This is a genomic window from Halocynthiibacter namhaensis, from assembly GCF_000812685.1.
In the GTDB taxonomy this organism is placed as follows: domain Bacteria; phylum Pseudomonadota; class Alphaproteobacteria; order Rhodobacterales; family Rhodobacteraceae; genus Halocynthiibacter; species Halocynthiibacter namhaensis.
The window spans coordinates 113,196-136,171 of sequence record NZ_JWIF01000040.1 but is presented as its reverse complement, the minus strand read 5'-3'; the positions used below and the strand labels follow the sequence as shown (position 1 = coordinate 136,171).

At 52.6% G+C, this 22,976-nt stretch carries 19 protein-coding genes; 14 read left to right on the top strand and 5 right to left on the bottom strand.

The window, feature by feature from the left end:
- Positions 1-196: 196 nt before the first annotated feature.
- From RJ38_RS06655 to RJ38_RS06645, 3 genes are read left to right on the top strand one after another with little or no spacing between them, the layout of a single operon-like run.
- Positions 197-1,105 carry a PfkB family carbohydrate kinase gene (locus RJ38_RS06655; protein ID WP_039018091.1) on the top strand — a complete coding sequence of 303 codons (909 nt, stop codon included), beginning with the start codon at positions 197-199 and terminating at the stop codon, positions 1,103-1,105.
- A complete protein-coding gene (locus RJ38_RS06650) occupies positions 1,102-2,031 on the top strand; it encodes a pseudouridine-5'-phosphate glycosidase (RefSeq protein ID WP_039018090.1) in 930 nt (309 codons plus the stop codon). The genes RJ38_RS06655 and RJ38_RS06650 overlap by 4 nt, the downstream gene beginning before the upstream one ends.
- A 54-nt stretch (positions 2,032-2,085) precedes the next feature.
- A complete protein-coding gene (locus tag RJ38_RS06645) occupies positions 2,086-2,772 on the top strand; it encodes a DUF502 domain-containing protein (protein WP_039018089.1) in 687 nt (228 codons plus the stop codon).
- 58 nt (positions 2,773-2,830) lie between these two features.
- Here the strand turns inward: RJ38_RS06645 and RJ38_RS06640 are convergent, their stop codons facing one another.
- Positions 2,831-3,604 (bottom strand): 3-hydroxybutyrate dehydrogenase, encoded by a 774-nt coding sequence (locus RJ38_RS06640; RefSeq protein WP_039018088.1) that lies wholly within the window; start codon positions 3,602-3,604, stop codon positions 2,831-2,833.
- 287 nt (positions 3,605-3,891) lie between these two features.
- On the opposite strand from RJ38_RS06640, the gene RJ38_RS06635 reads away from it, so the two are divergent.
- The 6 genes from RJ38_RS06635 to RJ38_RS06610 all read left to right on the top strand — a co-directional run bounded on the left by RJ38_RS06635 (position 3,892) and on the right by RJ38_RS06610 (position 9,833).
- Positions 3,892-5,712: an extracellular solute-binding protein gene (locus RJ38_RS06635; protein ID WP_039018087.1), complete on the top strand. Its 1,821-nt coding sequence runs from the start codon at positions 3,892-3,894 to the stop codon at positions 5,710-5,712.
- The gene (locus RJ38_RS06630; RefSeq protein ID WP_039018086.1) at positions 5,709-5,822 is read left to right on the top strand and encodes an entericidin EcnA/B family protein; all 114 of its coding nucleotides are present in this window, start codon (positions 5,709-5,711) and stop codon (positions 5,820-5,822) included. The genes RJ38_RS06635 and RJ38_RS06630 overlap by 4 nt, the downstream gene beginning before the upstream one ends.
- 88 nt (positions 5,823-5,910) lie before the next feature.
- Positions 5,911-7,434, top strand: coding sequence for a class I adenylate-forming enzyme family protein (locus RJ38_RS06625; protein WP_039018085.1), 1,524 nt, complete (start codon positions 5,911-5,913; stop codon positions 7,432-7,434).
- Positions 7,416-8,099 (top strand): DsbA family oxidoreductase, encoded by a 684-nt coding sequence (locus RJ38_RS06620; RefSeq protein ID WP_039018084.1) that lies wholly within the window; start codon positions 7,416-7,418, stop codon positions 8,097-8,099. Before RJ38_RS06625 ends, RJ38_RS06620 begins: the two co-directional genes overlap by 19 nt.
- Positions 8,096-8,599: a metal-dependent hydrolase gene (locus RJ38_RS06615; protein WP_039018083.1), complete on the top strand. Its 504-nt coding sequence runs from the start codon at positions 8,096-8,098 to the stop codon at positions 8,597-8,599. Before RJ38_RS06620 ends, RJ38_RS06615 begins: the two co-directional genes overlap by 4 nt.
- On the top strand, positions 8,589-9,833 hold the full coding sequence (locus RJ38_RS06610) for a multidrug effflux MFS transporter (RefSeq protein ID WP_039018082.1): 1,245 nt from the start codon (positions 8,589-8,591) through the stop codon (positions 9,831-9,833). Before RJ38_RS06615 ends, RJ38_RS06610 begins: the two co-directional genes overlap by 11 nt.
- A 64-nt stretch (positions 9,834-9,897) precedes the next feature.
- On the opposite strand, the gene mfd is transcribed toward RJ38_RS06610, so the two are convergent.
- Positions 9,898-13,374 carry a transcription-repair coupling factor gene (gene mfd, locus RJ38_RS06605; protein ID WP_039018081.1) on the bottom strand — a complete coding sequence of 1,159 codons (3,477 nt, stop codon included), beginning with the start codon at positions 13,372-13,374 and terminating at the stop codon, positions 9,898-9,900.
- A 30-nt stretch (positions 13,375-13,404) separates the two neighbouring features.
- The gene (locus RJ38_RS06600; protein WP_039018080.1) at positions 13,405-13,977 is read right to left on the bottom strand and encodes a hypothetical protein; all 573 of its coding nucleotides are present in this window, start codon (positions 13,975-13,977) and stop codon (positions 13,405-13,407) included.
- Positions 13,978-14,114: 137 nt separating this feature from the next.
- Between RJ38_RS06600 and hemB the strand changes: the two genes are divergently transcribed.
- The 4 genes from hemB (at position 14,115) to RJ38_RS06580 (ending at position 18,023) form a co-directional block, all read left to right on the top strand.
- Positions 14,115-15,119 carry a porphobilinogen synthase gene (hemB, locus tag RJ38_RS06595; protein WP_039018079.1) on the top strand — a complete coding sequence of 335 codons (1,005 nt, stop codon included), beginning with the start codon at positions 14,115-14,117 and terminating at the stop codon, positions 15,117-15,119.
- Between the two features lie 202 nt (positions 15,120-15,321).
- Positions 15,322-15,756, top strand: a complete 435-nt coding sequence (locus RJ38_RS06590) for a universal stress protein (RefSeq protein WP_039018078.1) — start codon at positions 15,322-15,324, stop codon at positions 15,754-15,756.
- Between the two features lie 26 nt (positions 15,757-15,782).
- Positions 15,783-17,285: an alanine/glycine:cation symporter family protein gene (locus tag RJ38_RS06585; protein ID WP_039018077.1), complete on the top strand. Its 1,503-nt coding sequence runs from the start codon at positions 15,783-15,785 to the stop codon at positions 17,283-17,285.
- Between the two features lie 177 nt (positions 17,286-17,462).
- On the top strand, positions 17,463-18,023 hold the full coding sequence (locus tag RJ38_RS06580) for a lipid-binding SYLF domain-containing protein (RefSeq protein WP_039018076.1): 561 nt from the start codon (positions 17,463-17,465) through the stop codon (positions 18,021-18,023).
- Positions 18,024-18,083: 60 nt separating this feature from the next.
- On the opposite strand, the gene RJ38_RS06575 is transcribed toward RJ38_RS06580, so the two are convergent.
- On the bottom strand, positions 18,084-18,953 hold the full coding sequence (locus tag RJ38_RS06575) for an NAD(P)-dependent oxidoreductase (protein ID WP_039018075.1): 870 nt from the start codon (positions 18,951-18,953) through the stop codon (positions 18,084-18,086).
- Positions 18,954-19,087: 134 nt separating this feature from the next.
- Here RJ38_RS06575 and RJ38_RS06570 point away from each other — a divergent pair, with 134 nt between their 5' ends.
- The gene (locus RJ38_RS06570; RefSeq protein WP_039018074.1) at positions 19,088-21,649 is read left to right on the top strand and encodes a penicillin acylase family protein; all 2,562 of its coding nucleotides are present in this window, start codon (positions 19,088-19,090) and stop codon (positions 21,647-21,649) included.
- A gap of 31 nt (positions 21,650-21,680) precedes the next feature.
- Here RJ38_RS06570 and hflX read toward each other — a convergent pair whose 3' ends face one another.
- Positions 21,681-22,967: a GTPase HflX gene (gene hflX / locus RJ38_RS06565; protein ID WP_039018119.1), complete on the bottom strand. Its 1,287-nt coding sequence runs from the start codon at positions 22,965-22,967 to the stop codon at positions 21,681-21,683.
- Positions 22,968-22,976 lie beyond the last annotated feature (9 nt).

The following is a 22,976-nucleotide window of genomic DNA, read 5'->3' as shown; positions in this document are numbered from 1 at the left end:
TGGCGCCGCTATAGCCGTGAAACCCAATGCACGCAAGGGCCACATCCAGAAAATCCTGCATTTATTACGCCATCCTGTGGTTTTCCCTCAGATTGGTCGCAATATACCAGTGGATCGGCCCATTTGCTCTCATTTCGGGCCTATCAAGCAGGACAGGCCTTGCAAACCGCGCCCTGCCCTGCGACTTATCATCGTCATGACCGTTTTGCAAAACTCCAAAAAACCGCATGTCTTATGTATTGGCGCCATTCTCTGGGATGTGATCGGCCGAACCGACCGTCATATGCGTGTGGGATCTGACGTTCCTGGCCGTATCCTACGTCTGCCCGGTGGCGTTGCCATGAATATCGCCATGACATTCACACGGTTTTCACTGACCCCAGTGTTACTTGGCGCAATCGGCCAAGACGAGGCCGGGGAAGAACTGATCCGCGCGGCACATTCTATGGGGATGATCACGGACCACCTGTATCGTTCAGAAGATTTGCCGACGGATGTTTACATGGCGATTGAAGGTGCAAACGGGCTGATCGCGGCCATAGCTGATGCCCATTCCCTTGAAGCCGCTGGGGCAAAGATTTTGCGTTCGCTTGAAGATGGCGCGCTTGGCACGCATGACGCCCCTTTTGAGGGCACGGTTGCGCTTGACGGCAACCTGACACTCGCCTTGCTAGAAGAAATATCCAACAGCCCGCTTTTTGCCAAAGCAGATCTGCGCGTCGCACCGGCATCGCCCGGCAAAGCCGAACGCCTTCTGCCGCTCATGAACCACGACAGCGCGACATTATATGTGAACCTAGAAGAAGCAGGTCTGCTGTTGAAACACGAATTCGAGACCGCATCGGATGCGGCGTTGGCACTGACAAAACGCGGTGCCGCACGCGCGATGGTCTCTGATGGTGGGCGCGCCGCTGCTTTCGCAGTCGGAGACAAAGTCATCTCAGAAGCGCCCCCCGAAGTTATGGTCACCCGCGTCACCGGCGCAGGCGACACATTCATGGCAGCACATATCGCTGCAGAACTGCGCGGTGACACGGATGTCACTGCTTTACACACGGCGCTTATTGCTGCCGCAAATTACGTATCTGGAAACTCCCCGCAATGACGACCACTGTGAACACCCCGTCCCTTCCTCTTGTATTCTCTGAGGAAGTCGAAATCGCACGCAAGAATGGCAGCCCGATTGTTGCCTTGGAAAGCACCATCATCACCCATGGCATGCCTTTTCCACAAAACGTCGAAACCGCGCGCCGCGTGGAGGCCGAAATTCGTGCCAATGGTGCCGTGCCTGCGACGATTGCCATCATGGATGGAAAAATTCACATTGGTCTGTCGGACGCTGAACTTGATGTCTTGGGCCAAGCGCAAAACGTCGCCAAACTGTCCCGTGCTGATCTGGCCGCGAAACTTGTGACAGGCGGATTTGGCGCGACAACCGTTGCTGCAACCATGATCTGCGCTGATCTTGCGGGCATCTCTGTATTCGCAACGGGTGGCATTGGTGGTGTACATAAAGGTGCTGAAATCACATTCGATATCTCTGCCGATCTACGCGAACTGTCCGAAACCCCGGTTACAGTCGTCGCCGCCGGTGCAAAGGCCATTCTCGACATTCCAAAGACCTTGGAAGTGCTTGAAACCCTTGGTGTTCCCGTGATCGCCTATGGCCAGGATGACTTCCCGGCTTTCTGGTCCCGTTCCTCCGGCATTCAAGCCCCCATCCGCATGGACAGCGCCGCTGACATCGCCGCTGCACAAAAAATGCGCTGTGATTTGGGCCTTCCTGGTGGTCAATTGATCGCAAATCCCATTCCGCAAACCTCTGAGATTGCAGCAGACGTCTTGGCACCCGTCATTGCGCAAGCGATTGCAGAAGCAGACGCGCAAAACATCGCTGCAAAATCCGTGACGCCATTCTTGTTGAAACGCATTTTCGAACTGACCGAAGGCAAATCCCTCGCGGCCAATATCGATCTTGTGTTAAACAACGCCCGCTTGGCGGCCCAAATCGCCGCAGCTGGGGTCGCATAATATCGCCCGCACAGCTCTCTATTTCTTGTCCACACAGAAAGAACGCATAGCACCATGACCAAAGATTCTGATGAACATGGCCGCCCGCGCCGCCCGTCCCGTTTTGCGGGGCTCCGCGCCAGCTTTCTGACGGGTCTGGTTGTCATCGCTCCAATCTTCCTGACGGCATGGCTGATTTGGAACCTTGTGGGCTGGATCGATGGCTGGGTTTTGCCTTTTGTCCCTGCCGAATTGATGCCCGAACAATACATCGGGATCAATCTGCGCGGCGTTGGGGTGATCATCTTCCTGATTTTCACCGCAATTGTTGGCTGGATGGCCAAGGGCCTATTTGGACGCTCTCTTCTGGGTTTGGGCGAACGTCTGGTGGATCGTATGCCCGTGGTAAGGTCGATCTATAATGGATTGAAACAAATCGCAGAAACGGTGTTCAGCCAGGCTGATAACACCTTCAAAAAGGCCTGTCTGATCGAATACCCGCGCAAAGGCCTGTGGGCGATTGCATTCATCTCGACCTCTGCCAAGGGTGAAATCAAAAAGGACATCGCTGTTGAAGATGACATCATGTCCGTCTTCTTACCGACGACCCCAAACCCGACCTCAGGTTTCCTGCTGTTTGTCCCGCGTAAGGACATCATCGAACTTGAGATGTCGGTCGAAGATGCGGCCAAACTCGTGATTTCAGCTGGCTTGGTCTACCCAAATGCCAAAGATCCATCCCAGCCGCCCATGGGCAAGTGATCTCATTTTGCTCACGAAACAACTCAAATGCGAGGGGCTGACCCCTCGCTTGCCGGGATTATAAGGCAGTCCAGCCGCCATCTACGGAAATAGATGTCCCTGTGATCTGCGCAGCCGCGTCAGAACATAAGAACACCGCAGTCCCCCCCATTTGTTCCACTGTGGCGAATTCACCTGAGGGCTGGCGTTGCAGCATCACTTTGGCAATCACATCTTCGCGTGACATGTTGTGTACGGCCATTTGATCAGGAATTTGTTTTTCCACGATGGGTGTCAAAACATAGCCCGGACAAATCGCATTACAGGTCACGCCCTGCCCGGCAGTTTCAAGCCCGATGGTCTTGGTCAAACCAATAACCCCATGTTTTGCAGCGACATAGGCCGATTTATAGGGCGACGCCGTCAGCCCATGGGCGGATGCGATATTCACAATACGGCCCCAACCTTTTTCGCGCATGGCAGGCAAGGCCGCGGCGGTTGTGTGAAACGCCGAACTTAGATTGATGGCGATGATGGCATCCCAACGGTCTTCCGGGAAATCTTCCACAGGGCTTACAAACTGAATACCGGCATTATTTACAAGAATATCACAGCCACCTGCGGTCTCAATCAATGCGCGGCACTCGCGGCCTTTCGACATATCTGCCTGAACATAGGTGACGTCAACGCCGTATTCTGCGGAAAGAGTCGCCGCCAGAGCATGATCAGAATCATCATTTGTGAAGGAATTCAGCACAACATCTGCGCCCGCTTTGGCAAGTTCGACCGCAACCCCAAGGCCAATGCCTGAATTTGATCCTGTCACAATTGCGCGTTTACCGTTCAGTGTCATGAGACCCCCGTAAAATATGTCAATTTTCACATTACTATATGCGGAATATAGGGCTGGGAAAGCCCATATCATACTGTAACGTTGGGTGAAAATTTGCACAAAAAAACGCCGGCACAAGGCCGGCGTAAAGTTATTGAGGCAGGTTTCATACAGGCAAGAAACCTATCGAGCAGTGACACCTTTATAAGCAATTCACCGCCCTTGGCCAAGCTAAAAGTTTGAATTACCCACAGGAGAACGCTAACCTTGGGGATAACAATACAAATGGGCAGAGGAAAATTTCAGGAATGAAAACCAACTATTTACGCAACTTGCAGTCAACTGCCTTGGCTGTCTGCCTTTCCGCCTTGGCTGGAAGCGCCCTATCTGACCCCAAACATGGCATATCTATGTATGGTGATCCGGCGCTTCCACCAGATTTTGTGTCCTTACCATATGCCGACCCTGCCGCACCCAAGGGTGGACAAATTATCACAGGTGAAGTGGGAAGTTTCGACTCTCTTAATCCGCATATTCTGAAAGGCAATGTTCCTTGGCAGCTCAGATTTCTTGCTTATGAAAGCTTAATGGGACGAAACTGGGACGAACCTTTCGCGCTTTATGGGTTGTTGGCCGAATCGATTGAGACCGCGGAAGATCGCAGTTGGGTGGAATTCACCTTGCGCCCAGAGGCAAAATTCTCGGATGGAAGCCCCGTCACCGTCGAAGATGTGCTCTGGTCGTATGAAACCTTAGGCACCGAAGGCCATGGGCGCTATCGCGGATTATGGACAAAAGTCGCCAGCGCCGAGGCGACGGATGACAACACTATTCGTTTCACCTTCACGGATCCCGAGCCAGAACTTGCATTGATCATCGGCATGCGCCCGATTTTGCAGAAATCTCAGTGGGAAAACCAAGATTTCACCGAAAGTGGCCTTGGCAATATCCCGATCACCACCGCGCCCTATGTCATCAGCGATTTTGATGCCGGGCGTTCTGTGACCCTGACACGTAACCCTGATTATTGGGGCAATGATCTTGCCTTTCGTCGTGGCACCAACAATCTAGATGAAATCAAGCTTGAGTTCTTTACGGATGCCAGCATCATGTTTGAGGCGTTTAAAGCTGGTGAAATCAACACGTTCCGCGAAACCAACACCGAAAAATGGCGGACGCAATTTAACTTCCCATCGGTCACAAACGGCGAAGTCGTGCTTTCAGAAATTCCGCATCAACGTCCAACCGGCATAACCGGCTATGCGATGAACACGCGCAATCCGTTGTTTGCGGATTGGCGGGTGCGCGAGGCAATGGCTGCCCTGTTCAATTATCCATTTATCAGTGACACACTGGTTGGTGTAGATGCGCCGCGTGTCACGTCCTATTTCTCGAATTCCATTCTGGGAATGCGTGAAGGTGCCGCTGAAGGTCGCGTGCTTGAGCTTTTACAGCCATTTGCAAGCGATCTGCATCCTGGCGCGTTGGAAGGTTACGCCCCACCTGAAGGCAGCACATCTGAACGCAATCGATCTGACCTACGTCGCGCGCTTGGGCTGTTTGAGGATGCGGGTTGGACCATTCAAAATGGCGTAATGAAGAACGCTGATGGCAATGAGTTCACCTTTGAAATTCTTTTGAAACAAGGTTCTAGCGAGGTTCAATCAACGATCGATATCTACGCCGAGGCATTGGCTCGCGTCGGGATTTCACCAAAGATCACTGTTGTGGATACCGCGCAATATAAGGAACGTACCGATAATTTTGATTTTGGCATGGCCTACTACCGACGCGGTGTTTCTTTGTCCCCTGGCAATGAACAGTTGCAATATTGGGGCGCTGAAGCAGCAGATACCGCCGGGTCGCGCAACTTGGCTGGCATCAAAAACCCTGCGGTTGAGGCGATGATTTCAGAGATCTTGAATGCCGGAACTCAGGATGATTTCGTTGCGGCAACGCGCGCGCTGGATCGTGCCCTAACATCTGGACGCTATGTGATCCCGATTTGGCACAACCCCATCAGCTATATCGCCCATTCCAAAGATCTGCAGTATCCATCACGCCTGCCGATCTACGGTGATTGGCTTGGGTTCCAACCCGATGTCTGGTGGTCAGGAGACAACGAATGACCCGTATCATTCTGATAACAATCGCACTTACCGTATCGTCCTGTGGAACAATTGAAGGTGTCGGCGAAGATATTTCCGCCGGTTCCCGAACAGTCAAAGGTTGGTTCTAATCATCGAAACGGGGCGCAATGTATATGCGCCCCGTTTTTTATTGCGCTAGATCTTGCAACCGATGGGAACCCAGCGTAGCCAGTTCTTATGCATTCTGTATTTGATCACGGCACGGCCCCGAACGTCTCAAACGCCTTTAATATGGCGGCGCATGTGTTGCGCTGCGCAAATCAAGCCCCGACAAAGCCGGCGCTTGAAATCCTTACGCCAGACGGCGCGACAATTCTGACATATCAACAGCTTGAACGTTCCATCCGTGGTATTGCGACAGGCCTGTTGAACCGTGGCTTGTCCGCTGGCGATCGTGTCCTTTTACGTTTGGATAACACGCCCGAATTTCCGCTGGCCTATCTTGCCTGTATCGCGGTTGATTTGGTGCCAGTGCCGACAGCCGCCCAGCTGACCGGGCACGAAGTTGAAAAACTTTGCAAGACGGTCAATCCATCGCTGATCATTGCCAGTCCCGGGGTGCCTCTGCCCGAAGCGTCCGTTTGCGATGTCATCTTTGCAGAAACACTCGTCACATATCATGACCTGCCACCGGCTGAATTTGCCTTGGGCGATCCCAATCGTTTGGCGTATATCATTTTCACATCCGGCACTTCAGGTGTGCAACGGGCTGTTTGTCACGCCCATCGTGCGATTTTGGCCCGACAAATGATGTTTGACGGATGGTACGGGTTGAACAGAGATGACCGTGTAATGCATGCCGGGGCGTTCAATTGGACCTATACCCTTGGAACGGGTTTGATGGATCCATGGACGATGGGCGCAACCGCTCTCATCCCACAACCGGGAACCCCAGCAAGTGCTTTGTTCGAGCTATTAAACACACATCGCGCGACGATTTTTGCCGCAGCACCAGGTGTTTACCGCCAAATGTTAAAGGGTGACACACAGCTGAAGATGCCACATCTGCGACATGGTTTGTCTGCCGGGGAAAAACTTCCCGAAGACCTGCGCGCAGATTGGGAACACGCCACCAGCACCCCAATATTTGAAGCTTTTGGCATGTCGGAATGCTCAACGTTTATTTCAGGCGCACCGGATCGTCCGGCGCCATTACACACATTAGGCCGCCCACAAAATGGTCGACGCGTCGCAGTTCTTGCCGCAGATGGTCAACCTGCCCCTCTGGGCAGCGAGGGCGAATTGGCCGTGTCCACCGATGATCTTGGATTGATGCTTGGGTATCTAAACGCCGAGGCCGAAACCAAGTCACGTACGTCGGGCCAGTGGTTTCGCACCGGCGACAGCGCATCGATGGATCAAAGTGGCGCAATCACCTATCATGGTCGAACGGATGACATGATGAACGCTGGCGGCTTTCGCGTTTCCCCAATCGAGGTTGAATCTGCTCTGATACAGCATGGAGATGTGCAGGAATGCGCAGTTGTGGAAGTCCAAGTAAAAGCCGATGTCTCCGTGATTGCAGCGTTTTATGTGTCACAAAGTGATCCCGGCGCGTCCGTGTTGGAACAGTGGCTTTCAGGCCAACTTGCTCGGTATAAAATGCCACGCATTTTCACCGCTGTCACCGAAATCCCCCGTGGGGCAAATAACAAAATTCTCCGCCGGAAGTTGCGTGAAGAATGGGAGGAAAATCATTGATAAAGCTCGATATAATCTCAGATCCAATTTGCCCTTGGTGCTTTATTGGCAAGTCCTATCTTGACCGCGCACTTGAGGCCCATCCAGATCACCCGTTCGCCATTGAATGGCATCCATTTCAGTTGAACCCTGAGATGCCAGCAGAAGGCATGGATCGCCGTGCCTATCTTGAGGGGAAATTTGGGGGCAAAGACGGTGCCGTGCGTGCCTATGCCCCAGTGGTTGAGAACGCTCAGAAGGCGGGTGTCGAGATCAATTTTGAAGAGATCAAAAGAACACCAAACACGCTGGATGCACATCGTCTCATCCACTGGGCTGGCATTGAAAGCAAGCAAATCTTGGTGAAATCTGCCCTGTTCAAAGCCTATTTTACCGACGGCAGAGACATCGGAGACCGCGAGGTTCTGGCGGCGATTGCGGGCGAATGCGGTATGGACGCCATGGTTGTTGGGCATTTGCTGAAATCCGACGCAGATGTTGAGGATGTTAAAACCCGCGATACACATGCCCGCGAACGCGGTGTAACCGGTGTTCCGTGTTTCATAATTGAAAATCAGCACGTTATATCCGGTGCACAACCCCCAGAGCTTTGGGGAAATGTCATCAAAGAACTGATGGAACAAATCGATGATCAGGCCGATCCGTCCGAAAACGACGACGCATGATCACAGCGCATCTGCCATCGGGGTATATCTTGGCGCGGGCAACGGGATGTCCGCGCAGTGTATACCCCTTTGCGCTGCTTGGGTCCGTATTGCCTGATTTTGACATGCTTTGGTTCCACCTCGTGGATATGCGCGCATTTCATCATCACAAATATTGGGTGCACGCCCCTGGTTTCTGGATCATGATCGCTGTTGCCACCCTGATTGCACTGAAACTATTCGTGGCGAAACACACTCGTTTCCCGGTGATAACCGCCGCATGCATGTTCTATGGGGCAATCTTCGTGCATCTCATCTTGGACAGTCTCGCTGGAAGTATCATGTGGCTCTGGCCGTTTAGCGATCAACTATATGTTTTGGTCGATGTCCCCAGCCATTACGAAAACTGGGTGTTGTCATTCCTGCTTCACTGGACCTTTCTGGCCGAGATTATGGTCTGGAGCATAGCAGTTTTTCTTTATTTAGGACGTAAGCGAGAAAGCAAAATTAATGTCAGATAACACCTCCAGTCTTAATCCAGACTCTGCGATGCCACCGCGCTTGCCCCTTCCTGAATTCATCGCATTGATCGCGATGTTATTTGCGACAATTGCCTTTTCCATTGATGCAATGTTGCCCGCGCTTCCCGATATTGGCAAGGAACTCATGCCGTATGATATCAACCGCGCCCAGCTGGTTGTCACCAGTTTTGTATTCGGCATGGGTGTAGGGACATTTTTCACCGGTCCATTGTCTGACGCATTTGGTCGTCGCCCTGTTCTTTTGATCGGTGCGTTGGTTTACATGCTTGGTGCGGCTCTGGCTTGGTACAGTCAAAGTGCCGAAGGTGTTCTCATTGGGCGTGGGCTTCAAGGTCTGGGGGCTGCAGGGCCACGCGTTGTTGCGATGGCAATTGTTCGTGACCTATATTCAGGCCGCCAGATGGCCAAATTGATGTCCTTCACCATGATCGTTTTCTCACTGGTTCCAGCGATCGCCCCTGCCCTTGGCGCAATGATTATTGCCGTCAGTTCCTGGCGCGGCATTTTCATGGCCTTTGTCATATTCTCCATGATCACAGTGATTTGGGTGTATTTCCGTCAAGGTGAAACCCTGCCCGTTGACCGACGTATTCCCTTAAAGCCTGCGCGCTTTGCCTACGCGATCCGTGAGGCATTTGCCAATAAGATGTTTCTGCTGTCTGTACTGGTGCAGACCTTGATCTTCGGCCTGTTAATGGCGCTGATATCTTCAACGCAACAGATCTATGATACCTCATTCGGCCGCGAGTCTGAGTTCCCCTTTTGGTTCGGTGCCTCAGCTGTAATTGCCGCATCCGCCAGCTTGATCAATGCGCGCTTAGTTGTGCGCCTTGGCATGCGTTCGCTGATCTCCACTGCCTTGCTCATTCAATTCGGCATATCGGTTGTGATGGCAATTATGGGCGCAGCCGACCTGTGGCCCGCTTGGCTGGCCTTTCCCGCATGGTTCTTTTGGTCAACCTCCCTGTTCTTCATGTTGGGCTTTACCCTTGGCAATCTCAACGCGCTGGCCATGGAACCTATGGGGCATATTGCAGGCATGGCCGCCTCTATTATTGGCGCGGTGTCCACCGTATTCGGCATCGCAATCGCAATTCCCATTGGGCTAAGTTTCAATGGCACGTATACACCGCTCGCGATTGGATCTGTGATTTGCACGTTCCTTGGCTATCTGATCATGCTGCAAATCAAAAAGCTTGAACGCGTCAACTAAGGCGATCATGCGCAAAGACATACCGCATCTACCGACAATATACGTCGGTAGATGCGGCCTTAAATCAGGCTTTCTTCGCGCGTTTTGCCTTTTCAGCTTTAACCTTTTCGGCCAAATCGCGTGCGATTGAAAACGCCCCTTTGATTTTATCGGCAGTGTTCGCCCAATCACGTCGCACGACGATCTTATTGTCGCGCACCTTGGCCAAGCCATCTTGTGCCTGAATGAACTCAACCAGCCCCTGGGGGGATGCGAATTTATCATTGTGGAATTGGATGGTAGCGCCTTTGGGCCCACCATCCATCTTGGCAATACCCGCGCGTTTGCACATCGCTTTGATGCGCACAACCAACATCAAGGTGTTCACTTCTTTAGGCAGTTTGCCAAAACGGTCGATCAATTCTGCGGCAAATCCCTCAAGTTCGACTTTGGTGGTCAAGCCCGACAAGCGACGATACAGCCCAAGACGCACGTCAAGGTCTTGCACATAAGCTTCTGGAATCAATACCGGAACGCCAAGGTTGATCACCGGTGACCACTGGCCATCATCATCTAGCAGGCCTTCCATCTGGCCAGATTTGATCTTGGCAACCGCTTCTTCCAGCATGTTTTGATACAACTCATACCCAACTTCGCGCATCTGACCTGATTGTTCTTCCCCAATCAGGTTGCCAGCACCGCGAATATCGAGGTCTTGGCTGGCCAAAGTAAAGCCAGCGCCAAGGCTGTCAAGGCTGCCAATCACCCGCAACCGCTTTTGTGCGGTCTGGGTTAATGGTTTGCGTGGACGTGTGGTAAGATAGGCATAAGCCCTTGTTTTTGAACGTCCAACACGACCACGAATTTGATAAAGCTGGGCAAGGCCGAACATGTCAGCCCGGTGAATGATCATCGTGTTGGCGGTGGGAATGTCCAAACCGCTTTCGACAATGGTCGTCGCCAAAAGCACATCGAATTTACCGTCATAAAAAGCGTTCATCCGGTCATCAAGTTCCCCGGCAGCCATCTGGCCGCTGGCGGTGACGAAGCTGATTTCAGGAACGTGGTCGGTCAAGAAATCTTCGATCTCTTGCAGATCCTTAATGCGCGGCACCACGTAAAAACTTTGCCCCCCGCGATAATGTTCGCGCAACAAGGCTTCGCGGATGGTGACACTGTCAAATTCGCTGACATATGTTCGGATCGCCAGCCGGTCGACTGGCGGCGTGCCAATGATCGAAAGTTCGCGTACGCCAGACAATGACATCTGTAAGGTGCGTGGGATGGGTGTTGCGGTCAATGTCAGAACATGCACGTCGGAACGCATTGATTTCAAACGCTCTTTATGGGTTACGCCGAAATGCTGTTCCTCATCAATCACCAGCAAACCCAGGTCTTTGAAGCGAATGGTTTTCGCCAAAAGCGCATGGGTGCCGATCACGATATCAATCGTGCCCTCAGCCATGCCCTTGCGGGTGTTTTCTGCCTCTTTTGCGCTGACAAACTTAGACAATTGGCGCACTTCCACGGGAAAACCTCGGAACCGTTCAGAGAAGCTTTTGAAATGTTGACGCGCCAACAGTGTTGTGGGCGCAATCACGGCAACCTGGGTGCCTGACATGGCCGCGACAAAGGCCGCGCGCATGGCGACTTCGGTTTTGCCAAAACCCACATCACCGCAGACCAAGCGATCCATCGGTTGCCCAGATGCCATGTCCCCCAGCACGTCTTCAATCGCACCAAGCTGATCTTCGGTCTCTTGATAGGGGAAACGGGCGGAAAAGGCTTCCCAGATCTCTTGTGGGGCTTCCATGATCTGTGCACTGCGCAAAGCGCGTTCGGCTGCGATACGGATCAGCTTGTCTGCGATCTGTCGGATGCGTTCTTTAAGTTTGGCTTTCTTGGCTTGCCAAGCCCCACCACCCAGACGATCAAGCAACCCCTCATCGGCGCCAAATTTGGACAATAGTTCAATGTTTTCAACAGGTAGGAACAGTCGATCGCCACCAGCATATTCAAGTGCGATGCAATCATGCGGCGCGCCCATGGCGGTGACCGTTTCCAAGCCATTGTAGCGCCCGACACCGTGATCCACATGTACAACCAAATCCCCTGGGGACAGGCTTTGCGCTTCTGTCAGAAAATTCTCGGCGCGACGTTTGCGTTTTGGGGCACGGATCAAGCGATCCCCCAACACATCTTGTTCTGAAATAACGGTCAGGCCTGGGGCCTCGAACCCGGTTTCCAAGGGCCAAATCGCAAGAAAAACACCGCCTGTGCCGTCGGGAATGTCACGGTAATCCGAGATAGGTCGCGCATCCGCCAAACCTTCGTCAGCCATCAAGCCAGACAATCGTTCCCGTGCGCCTTCAGACCAAGATGCGATGACAACCTGTTTGTCTTCGCGAACCACATTAATGTGGTCCTTTAATGCGCTGAATAAGCTTATAGATTCCATTTTACGTTCAGCTGCGAAACTTCGTCCTACCTTGGCGGAAGCATCCAACATGCCCGGTCCTGGCGCCTGCGCCAAAGGTGACAATTGCACCACCCGGTGATCTTGCACAGCCACGTCAAACGCCGTTCCATCCAAATATAAGGCGGCTGGGGCAACGGGTTTATAGACCGTATCAATGCGATTGCGATCTTTCATCGCGATTGTGCGGGTTTCATATTGATCTGCGATCATATCCCAACATGCGTCTTGCATCGCTGGCACCTGATCGTCGACCATAACAGTCGCGCCGGGCAAATAGTCGAACAGCGTCTCAAGACGTTCATGGAAAAACGGCAACCAATGTTCAACGCCAGCATATTTCATGCCCGCGCTGACATGTTCGTACAAAGGATCATCCGTGCCAGCGGCGCCAAATTCGATCCGGTAATTCTGACGGAACCGCGTGATCGACGCTTCATCCAATATCACCTCAGATACGGGCGAAAGTTCTATCCTTTCAAGCTTTTGCGTCGTGCGTTGTGTGGCCGGATCAAAATGACGTGCGCCGTCCAATATATCGCCAAAGAAATCAAGACGCACTGGCGCGCCCTCTTTGCCAAGACCTGAGGGTGGGAAAATATCAATGATCCCGCCGCGCACCGCATAATCACCGGGTTCCATCACGGTGGACGTCTGTGAAAACCCCATCCGTGTTAGGAATTCGCGTAAGGCGCCCTCATTCACGCGCTCGCCGACGTTGGCGACAAAGCTGGATTGCTTAAGGGTTTCGCGTGCGGGCAGTTTTTGCGCCGCTGCTTTGAGTGTCGTTAGTAACACAAAGGGACCAGGCACGCCGCGTACAAGCCCAGCCAGGGTCGCCATGCGCGCCGCGGATATAGATGCATTTGGCGAAATTCGATCATAGGCCAAGCAATCCCAACCGGGAAAATCAATAACCGTCAGCTGTGGAGCGAAAAATGCAAGCGCCGCACGCATTTGGGCAAGACGCTTATCATCGCGCGCAATATGAACAACGGGACATGAATTTTTGGCAATCTCACGCGCAATTAACAAGGCATCAAAGCCTTCAGGTGCACCGCCAAATGTGATTTTCTCAGCCGCCATAACCTATGCCCTTATCCCATGCCTACTGAATCAAATGCCCAGAACATTTGCAGAGATATTCTGATACATGCCCCACATCGAAGTTACCAGAATGGAAAACATACCGATCAGTTGAGTGTAAAACCGCAAGCGCACCAATAGATCGATCAACGCGATGCCTTTGGGTTGGTCACGGTCGATTTTGATCGCCAAATCGATCGACATCATAATCACGATGGAAAAGGGAAAGATCAGAAAGAAAACCGCTTGGGAAAACTCAGCCTTATAGAAAAAACCCAGCAAAAACGTGCTGGTGATCAAAAAGAAGACGAACCCAAACATCCAAATCGCTGCGGTACGAGAGATATGGGTCAGCCTTCTGATGTTTATACGCACCAGATCCTCAAGGTCAGTGACAGCTTGCGGCGTTGGCAGGTCATCTTCTTGCGTCTGATTGGTGGCGTTTTGTTGGATCTGATTGCGCGCACGTTGAATGATGTCAAAAGGCACGCCAAGCACCCAATGACTGGTCGATGACCACATGACAGCCAAGCCAATCCAAAACCATAGGTTGGAAAAGGACCGCATGTCGATCAATTCAAAAATGCTCGTATAAATGTCCACTCAGACCTCGTGTTTTTATGATCTGTATCGCGTGGATTCCAGACGTTATTTCAGGCAAGATAACCGCCTTTGCATATGACAGCTTGAGCCGAAGCGCAATCCATGCGAACCCTATCGAGATTGAAATGAGGTTCACGATGTCATCATCCATAATCACCCCCGGTTTTCCACTCGCGCGTCCACGCAGGCTGCGCAAATCCGACGCCTTGCGCCGCATGGTAAGCGAGAACACATTAACGGCCGATGACTTGATCTGGCCGGTGTTTGTGACCGCGGGTAAAAATCAACGCGATGCGGTGGCTTCTATGCCTGGCGTGGAACGCCTTTCTGTCGATCTTTTGGTAAAAGCGGCCCGTGAGGCCTTTGATCTTGGCATCCCTGCGATCTGTATTTTCCCGTATACCGATCCGTCTTTGAAGACCGAAGATTGCGCCGAGGCATGGAATCCCGACAACCTGTCAAATCAAGCGATCCGTGCCATTAAAGACGCAGTGCCTGAGATGATGATCATGACCGACATCGCCTTGGATCCCTATAACATCAACGGCCACGATGGTTATGTGGTTGACGGTGAAATCGTGAATGACCAAACGGTCGAGGCTTTGGTAAAAATGGCAATCGCCCAGGCCGATGCCGGCGCTGATATTCTTGGCCCCTCGGACATGATGGATGGTCGCATCGGTGCCATTCGCGGCGCGCTTGAATCTGAAGGCCATCAGAATGTTGCGATCCTCAGCTATACGGCGAAATACGCGTCCGGGTTTTACGGGCCATTTCGCGATGCCGTCGGCGCATCTGGCGCCCTGAAAGGTGACAAGAAGACCTATCAGATGGATCCGGCCAATTCAGACGAGGCCATGCGCCTTGTGGCGCGCGATCTGTCTGAGGGTGCCGACATGATTATGGTCAAGCCAGGCATGCCCTATTTGGATATTTGTCATCGCGCCAAAAGCGAATTTGGCGTGCCCGTGTTTGCCTACCAGGTGTCCGGTGAATACGCGATGGTCAAAGCGGCAGCACTTAACGGCTGGATCGATGGCGAGAAAGTTATGATGGAAAGCTTAATGGCCTTTAAGCGCGCAGGTTGTGACGGTGTTCTAACCTATTTTGCCCCCGAGGTCGCAAAGATCCTGCAAGGCTGATTTTCGTTAATGTCACAAAAACGCCACAAAAAAGGACCGTTTCCGACAGGATCGGTCCATTTTTTTTGGAATTTGCGCCAAACTGGTTATACCCCCATTCCCTTGCGTCAATCAGGCTGGGTGTTATCTGAGGCATTTCAACGCAGCAATGCGGACATAGATCAGCAAGCCGAATGTCACATCACAATAACGAGGGAAAATAATGTCAAATACAGTTTTACTGGCCGTGGATGGAAGTGACGGAAGCCATCGCGCAACCGCCCACGCCATTGCCCGGGCGAAGCTTGGAGGGGCCAAAATCCTTCTGACCTATGTCATCGAATGGTCGGCCTATTCATTTAATACGCCCGAAGAAAATGCGGAACGCCATAAGCGTCGCGAACAAGAAATCGCCAAGGCGACGTCGTCGGTGGTTGAACCCGCCGCCGAACGCCTGCGTGGCGAAGGCGTTGAGGTGGAAACACTCGTGGTGCACGGGCCCCCTGCTGAAACTTTGATCCGTTTGGCAAAGGAACATGATGTTGCACAGATCGTGATCGGTCGCCGTGGGGAAAGCGGAATTAAATCGCTGATTTTCGGTTCTGTTGCAGGCAATCTGATCCAAACCTCGCCCGTTCCCGTTGTTGTTGTGCCGTAAGGCCGGAAATCCAGAAAGGAAATAAGATGAATCGCATTATATTGTCTCTTGTGACACTCTTTTGCCTGTCTGCTCCGGCATTCGCAGGTATTGACGATAGGATCAATAACATTACCAAACCAATTGCCGCTTTCATTGGTTCGGTTGTGTTCTTTAAAATCCCACTGTTTGGCGCAGAACTGCCACTTGTTGTACTTTGGTTGGTCATCGGCGCGGTGTTCTTCACCGTTTACATGGGCTTTATCAACCTGCGTGGCTTTGGTCATGCAATCAAACTGGTGCGCGGTGATTATTCCGACCCCAATTCTTCAGGCGAAGTCAGTCACTTTCAGGCCCTCGCAACAGCTGTTTCCGGTACCGTTGGCATCGGTAACATCGGTGGTGTTGCGGTTGCGGTGACTGTTGGGGGCGCGGGTGCGACGTTCTGGTTGATCGTTGCTGGTATCTTGGGCATGTCCACCAAGTTTGTGGAATGTACCCTTGGTGTGAAATATCGCCTTGAGAACGAAGATGGATCCGTATCCGGTGGTCCAATGTACTACCTTGATAAAGGGTTTACTGAGCTTGGCATGGCTGGCTTCGGCCGTTTCATGGGCATTTTCTATGCGGTTGGTATCTGTATCGGCGCACTTGGCATTGGCAACATGTTCCAATCAAACCAAGCTTACGTTCAGCTGAACACTGTTGCTGGTGGCGCACTTGACGGCATGGGCTGGCTGGTTGGCCTGATCCTTGCAGGTGTGGTTTTCGCTGTGATCATCGGTGGTATCAAATCCATCGCGCGTGTGACTGAAAAAGTCGTGCCTTTCATGGCTGTCTTCTACTGTGTGTTTGCGATCATCGTGATCCTGATGAACTTCACTGCTATCCCACAGGCGATTTCCAACATTTTCACAGGTGCTTTCACTGGTGAAGGCGTTGCCGGTGGTGCCATTGGTGCTTTGATCATTGGTTTCCAACGTGCTGTCTTCTCTAATGAAGCAGGTATCGGTTCCGCATCCATCGCGCACTCTGCTGTGAAAACATCTGAGCCAGTGACAGAAGGTTACGTTTCCCTGCTTGAGCCGTTCATCGACACCATCGTGATCTGTACGATCACAGCCTTGGTCATCGGTACAAGCCAAGTGATGGATCCAAACTTTGCGGGTGACGCAACCGGCGTTGCCATGACATCTGCCGCGTTTGAGCGCCAGTTCTCATGGTTCCCAACACCACTTGCCGTTGCTGCCCTGTTGTTTGCGTTTTCAACCATGATCTCTTGGTCTTACTACGGTTTGAAAGGCTGGACATATCTGTTTGGCGAAGACGCGAAAACACAGATGATCTATAAAGTCATCTTCTGTGTCTTCGTTGCGCTTGGCTGCATGGTTCAACTTGGCCCAATCTTGGATATCTCTGACGCGCTGGTCTTCTTGATCTGTGTGCCGAACATCCTGGGCCTGTATTTCCTCGCGCCAATCGTGAAGAAAGAAATGCTCAAATACCAGGCGAAACTGGACAGCGGCGAGATCAAAAGCTTTCGCAACTAAGCCATAACACGCTGCAGGCCCCGTCGTTCTTTGGAACCTCGGGGCCTTTTTTTGTCATCCGCAATCTTCTGCCGTTTCAAGGTCAGACATTGAAATACGGATGACAGATAGATTTTTTTCCACTAGCTTGCGTTTAAAGGGTGAAAACACCCATCAACAACCAGAGGCGGTTAAATCATGAGCAACAAAACTTCCAGACGCGGTTTCATTCTTGGCACGGGTGCCCTTGCCACGACAGCGGCTTGCGGCAACGGTGTAAGCAGTGGCGGTTCCGCCCGTATCGATGCACGCGTCGGCCCAACGCTTAGCCATATGTATTCTGAATATCCCGGTACGCGTGACCTTGCGAATAAAGCCGTTGGCATGCTGGTCATGCCTTTGATCACCGAAGCAGGCTTTGGCATTGGTGGATCCTTTGGGCGCGGCGCGCTACAAATCGACGGCGCGACAGTGGATTATTATTCCGCCGCATCCGGCAGCTTTGGTCTGCAAATTGGTGCCAAACAATTCGCACATGTTCTGTTTTTCATGACCAATGAATCACTATACGACTTCCGCAACAGCAGTGGCTGGGCCGCGGGTGCTGATCTTGAATATGCGGTATCTGACCGTGGTGGCGATATTTCCACCGATACAACCTCGGTTCTGTCGCCTGTGATCGCTGTCATATTCGGTCAAGCCGGGCTGCACATTGGTGCAAGCCTTGAGGGAACAAAATATACCCGCATCATTCCATAGACCCGGGTGAATATGCACAAAAAGCCGCGTTTTCAATTGGAAGCGCGGCTTTTCTTTTGTTTAGAACTTTTGCAAACGCTTGAACAAGGAAGATGTATCCCAACGTCCACCGCCCATTTTCTGCACATCTTTGTAAAATTGATCCACCAACGCGGTCACAGGCAAGCTGGCACCATTCTTATCAGCCTCATCCAAGCAGATGCCCAGGTCTTTGCGCATCCAATCGACTGCAAACCCGTGGTCAAAATGATCATCCAACATGGTTTCATGGCGGTTCATCATCTGCCAACTTCCAGCGGCGCCTTTGCTGATCACCTCAACAACTGCACGGCCATCAAGCCCGGCCTTATCGGCAAAGTGAAGCGCTTCTGACAGGCCCTGAACAAGCCCAGCAATCGCGATTTGGTTGCACATCTTAGTCATCTGACCTGCGCCGCTTTCACCGATGTGACGACACATGCTTGAAAACGTATCAATCATGGGTGTGGCGCGGTCGTAATCAGCAAGCGAGCCACCACACATGACCGAAAGCACACCGTTTTCAGCCCCAGCTTGACCACCGGACACAGGCGCATCGACAAAGCCGATCTGAGATGTCGCCGCAATCGCGTGCAATTCTTTCGTCACGGTTTCTGAAACCGTTGTGTGATCCACAAAAATACTGCCTGCGGTCATTCCTGCAAAGGCACCATCCGCCCCAAGACACACCGCACGTAGGTCATCATCATTGCCTACACAACAGAACACGATGTCCGCGCCAGAAACGGCTTCGCGCGGGGTCGGCGCAAATTCGCCACCATGTTCATGCGCCCAGGTTTCTGCCTTGGATGTCGTGCGATTATAGACCGTAAGCGTATGTCCAGCCTTCGCCAGATGCCCCGCCATCGGGTATCCCATCACCCCTAAACCCAAAAATGCCAGTTTCGCCATGATCTTCCCCACTTCTTTGAATTGCTTTTCACATGCTCATTTCGTAATGAAGTGGAAACCATCAAAGGTCAATTCCAGGCTGCCTCTTGGGGCGTCAAGTTTGCACCTCAAAAGCGATCGCAAAGGCAATTAACATGGCGCATTTACTTCGCTGGACCTTCCGAATTTTCGTATCCCTCTGCGTATTGTCGCTTTGCGCTGTGGCCATCATTTGGTATTTGGCATCCCGTTCCCTGCCCGATTACAACGCCACATATCGCCTAAATGCAGTATCGGAACCGATAGAAGTTATTCGCACAAATGCGGCTGTCCCACATATCTTTGCGCAGAACGACAAGGATGCCTGGTTTGGTCTTGGCTTTGTACACGCCCAAGATCGCATCTGGCAGATGATCGTGGACCGTCGCACAGCGCAAGGGCGTTTATCCGAAGTCTTTGGCGCGGAAACCGCCGACACTGACGAAGTCATGCGTCGACTCGGGCTTTATGCTGCGGCAAGGCAATCTGTTGGCGCGCTAGACCCAAGCACATTGGAAATTTTGGACGCCTATTCTGCCGGCATTAATGCATGGATCAATACGATCAACACCGAAGCGTTGGGCCGCGGCGCGCCTGAATTTTTCTTGTTCCCTGGCGCGGTTGAACCCTGGGAAGCGGCTGACAGTATTGCGCTTGTTAAACTGCTGGCGTTGCGCATGTCCGGTCAGCTTGAACAAGACATTTTGCGTATGAAAACCGCGATGGTATTGGCACCCGAACAATTGGCAGATCTGCTTCCTGATGTGCCAGGCAGCGCGCTTGCGGAATTGCCAAGCTATGAAGATAAGAACGCCGGACTGTCAGGTGATCATCGACGTCAGGCTGATCCTAATCAAACTGCGCAAGCCATCAATCAATTGCGCAGATTGTTGTCGACGGACGATGACTTGGCCTTTGGTACGGATTTGGTCTCTCCGGATTTGGCTTTGTCGCCATTTCCCCGCCGCGCATTTGCCGGGGCGTCGAACGTGTTTGCCGCCGCCCCCACAAGATCAGCAACCGGGGCGACACTGCTGGCCAATGATCCGCACTTCGATCTCTCCGCGCCGTCTGTTTGGTATCTCGCCCGACTTGAACTGGCTGGCGGTGGTCTAATCGGTGCCACCATTCCCGGTGTTCCCGGTGTTTGGTCTGGGCGTTCCGATCACTTGGCATGGGGCTATACGGCCAGCACGCTTGATGACTTGGATGTCTTCCTTGAGGAAATCAACCCGTCCAATGCTGATGAATATCTGACACCGACGGGCTTTGCGACCTTTGATCAACGTGATGACGTGATCAATATTAAGGGCGCACAGCCACGCCGTATTACCCTCCGTTGGAGCGCCCACGGCCCGGTCATTCCCGACTGGCACTATGATATCGGCAGCGTTACCCCCCCGGGTCATGTCGCATCGATTTCCTGGACCGCACTTTCCCCCGCAGACACAACGATCGCGGCAATTGTTAATCTGACCAACGCCCAAACGATTGAAGAAGCCATCACATCTGGCGAAGATTTCATTGCGCCGTCAATCAACCTGACCTTGGCCGAGCCCAACCGTATCGCCATGAAAACACTGGGCGCTTTTCCAAAACGCGCATTCCGTCAGACGGGCCAAGGGCGCATTCCCGCATTGGGGGCTTTGGCCTTCAATCAATGGCTGGGACGCCTTGCCTATAGCGAAAACCCCGAGTTCATTGAACCCACGGGCGGGATATTGGGCAACACCAATAACAAGATCACCGACGCCCCCTTCCCACGTCACATGACCTTCAATTGGGGCGACAGCCAGCGGGTTCAACGTTGGGAGTTTCTCATGCAAAATCGCCGTGTCCACACCCGTGACAGCTTTATCGATGTGCAATTGGATGAGGTTTCCACCGCAGCCCGCACGCTGCTGACTTTGGTCGGTGCTGAGCTTTGGTATAACGACACACCTGCCGCCGCCGGATCGGTCGAACGGCGGCGTCACAAGGCGCTTGAACTGTTGTCTGTGTGGAATGGTGCGATGAATGAACATTTGCCTGAACCGCTGCTCTATGCAACATGGATGCGCCACCTTCAGGATCGTCTAATTCGGGACGAACTTGGGGATCTCGCAGATGAATTCACAAGTCTCGAACCCCTCTTCATCGAACGGGTTTTCCGCGACATCGATGGTGCATCTCGCTGGTGCGATGTGGTACAATCCACCGTGATTGAGACCTGCCCTGAAATCGCTCAAGCCGCATTAGACGAGGCCCTTATCTGGATTGACGAGAACATCGGCGGTACGCCTGAAAGCCAGCGTTGGGGTGACCAACATGAGGCCCAGCAAGATCATAAGGTTTTGGGAACAAACCCATTCTTAGGTTGGGTGGTCAATATCAGGCAATCCACCAGTGGTGGCGACGAAGCATTGATGCGTGGCCGAATGATTGGCAGTGGCGAAACCCCCTATGCCAATATTCATGCGGCGGGATATCGTGGTGTCTATGATTTCGCAGATCCAGATAGCTCTGTTTTCATTCTGTCAACCGGCCAGTCCGGCCACCCATTTTCCCGCTTTTATGATAATCTTGGGGAATTGTGGCGGCGCGGCGAATACATCCCGATGTCACTGGATCCAGCCCTGGCGCGCGCCGCAAACGCAGGCATTATGACGCTAATACCGAACGTTTCGCCATCAGAATAACGCATTTATTAGAAAGGGTTATCGCGAGGCCTTAAAGCTCGCGATAACGTTTCTTTTGACGCGCTGTCCAGAGAAGATCGAGATGAAACCCGTCTTCTTCCTGACGCTCAGCCTCAATCACGCCCTGATCAAACAACCAAGCCCGCTTACGCCCATCAGCCCAGGGCAGCACGATTGTTTCCTCGGTCTTTGGATCGGTAAGCCTGTTTGAAATCGTCTCAAGCAGCGCGTCCAAACCTTCCCCGGTTAAAGCCGAGACGGCGAATGTTTCCTCGGATCGGTCTGCACGGATCTCAAGGGCATCTCGAACCGCATCCTCAACAAGGTCAAGCTTGTTCCAGACTTCAACGCGTTTCACATCCTGCTGGATCCCAAGCGTTGTCAAAATCTGTTCAACATCCTTGGCTTGGGTCTCTGAATCTGGATGAGATATATCGCGTACATGCACGATCAAATCTGCGCTCAGCACCTCTTCCAACGTTGCACGAAACGCAGCAACCAATTCGGTCGGCAGTTCAGAAATGAACCCAACGGTATCGGACAGAATTATGTCGCGCCCGGACGGCAGCTGGACAGACCGCATGGTTGGGTCAAGCGTGGCAAAAAGCATGTCTTTCGCCATGACCTCGGCACCGGTCAAGTAATTGAAAAGGGTCGATTTCCCGGCGTTGGTATAGCCAACCAAAGCCACAATCGGATAGGGCACTTTTGCCCGCGCCGATCGGTGTAAGTCACGGGTTTTCACAACCTTTTCCAACTGACGCCTCAAACGCACGATTTGGTCATCAATCGCGCGACGGTCAGCCTCAATCTGGGTTTCACCCGGACCACCAACAAATCCCAAACCACCACGCTGGCGTTCCAAGTGGGTCCAAGCGCGCACCAAACGGGTTCGCTGATAGGATAAGGCGGCCATCTCGACCTGTAACACACCCTCGCGGGTTTGCGCCCGATCAGAGAAGATCTCTAAGATCAGACCCGTGCGATCCAAGATCTTGAGGCCCCAAGCCTTTTCAAGGTTGCGTTGCTGAACTGGGGTCAATGGGCCATCAATCAGGACCAACTCGACCTCGTTCTCAGCCAAAAGGTTTCCAAGTTCATTGGTTTTACCTGACCCAAACAAAAAGCCCGGCCGCGTTTTCGGCAGAGGCACAATTGTTTGACCGATGACTTCAAGTCCTGGCAAGGCAGACGCAAGCGCGACACCTTCGCCAATGGCGTGCTCAGGACTGCGTCGTCCGCGCCGTAAACGCGAGTCAGATGATTTTATATCGGGATGCAAAACCCACGCGCGCGTGGGCTGTTCCTGGCGATCAATGGTCAAAAG

Coding starts and splice junctions, on each gene's coding strand:
- RJ38_RS06655 (WP_039018091.1), top strand. CDS start 197: ATGACCGTTTTGCAAAACTCCAAAAAACCGCATGTCTTATGTATTGGC.
- RJ38_RS06650 (WP_039018090.1), top strand. CDS start 1,102: ATGACGACCACTGTGAACACCCCGTCCCTTCCTCTTGTATTCTCTGAG.
- RJ38_RS06645 (WP_039018089.1), top strand. CDS start 2,086: ATGACCAAAGATTCTGATGAACATGGCCGCCCGCGCCGCCCGTCCCGT.
- RJ38_RS06640 (WP_039018088.1), bottom strand. CDS start 3,604: ATGACACTGAACGGTAAACGCGCAATTGTGACAGGATCAAATTCAGGC.
- RJ38_RS06635 (WP_039018087.1), top strand. CDS start 3,892: ATGAAAACCAACTATTTACGCAACTTGCAGTCAACTGCCTTGGCTGTC.
- RJ38_RS06630 (WP_039018086.1), top strand. CDS start 5,709: ATGACCCGTATCATTCTGATAACAATCGCACTTACCGTATCGTCCTGT.
- RJ38_RS06625 (WP_039018085.1), top strand. CDS start 5,911: ATGCATTCTGTATTTGATCACGGCACGGCCCCGAACGTCTCAAACGCC.
- RJ38_RS06620 (WP_039018084.1), top strand. CDS start 7,416: ATGGGAGGAAAATCATTGATAAAGCTCGATATAATCTCAGATCCAATT.
- RJ38_RS06615 (WP_039018083.1), top strand. CDS start 8,096: ATGATCACAGCGCATCTGCCATCGGGGTATATCTTGGCGCGGGCAACG.
- RJ38_RS06610 (WP_039018082.1), top strand. CDS start 8,589: ATGTCAGATAACACCTCCAGTCTTAATCCAGACTCTGCGATGCCACCG.
- mfd (WP_039018081.1), bottom strand. CDS start 13,374: ATGGCGGCTGAGAAAATCACATTTGGCGGTGCACCTGAAGGCTTTGAT.
- hemB (WP_039018079.1), top strand. CDS start 14,115: ATGTCATCATCCATAATCACCCCCGGTTTTCCACTCGCGCGTCCACGC.
- RJ38_RS06590 (WP_039018078.1), top strand. CDS start 15,322: ATGTCAAATACAGTTTTACTGGCCGTGGATGGAAGTGACGGAAGCCAT.
- RJ38_RS06585 (WP_039018077.1), top strand. CDS start 15,783: ATGAATCGCATTATATTGTCTCTTGTGACACTCTTTTGCCTGTCTGCT.
- RJ38_RS06580 (WP_039018076.1), top strand. CDS start 17,463: ATGAGCAACAAAACTTCCAGACGCGGTTTCATTCTTGGCACGGGTGCC.
- RJ38_RS06575 (WP_039018075.1), bottom strand. CDS start 18,953: ATGGCGAAACTGGCATTTTTGGGTTTAGGGGTGATGGGATACCCGATG.
- RJ38_RS06570 (WP_039018074.1), top strand. CDS start 19,088: ATGGCGCATTTACTTCGCTGGACCTTCCGAATTTTCGTATCCCTCTGC.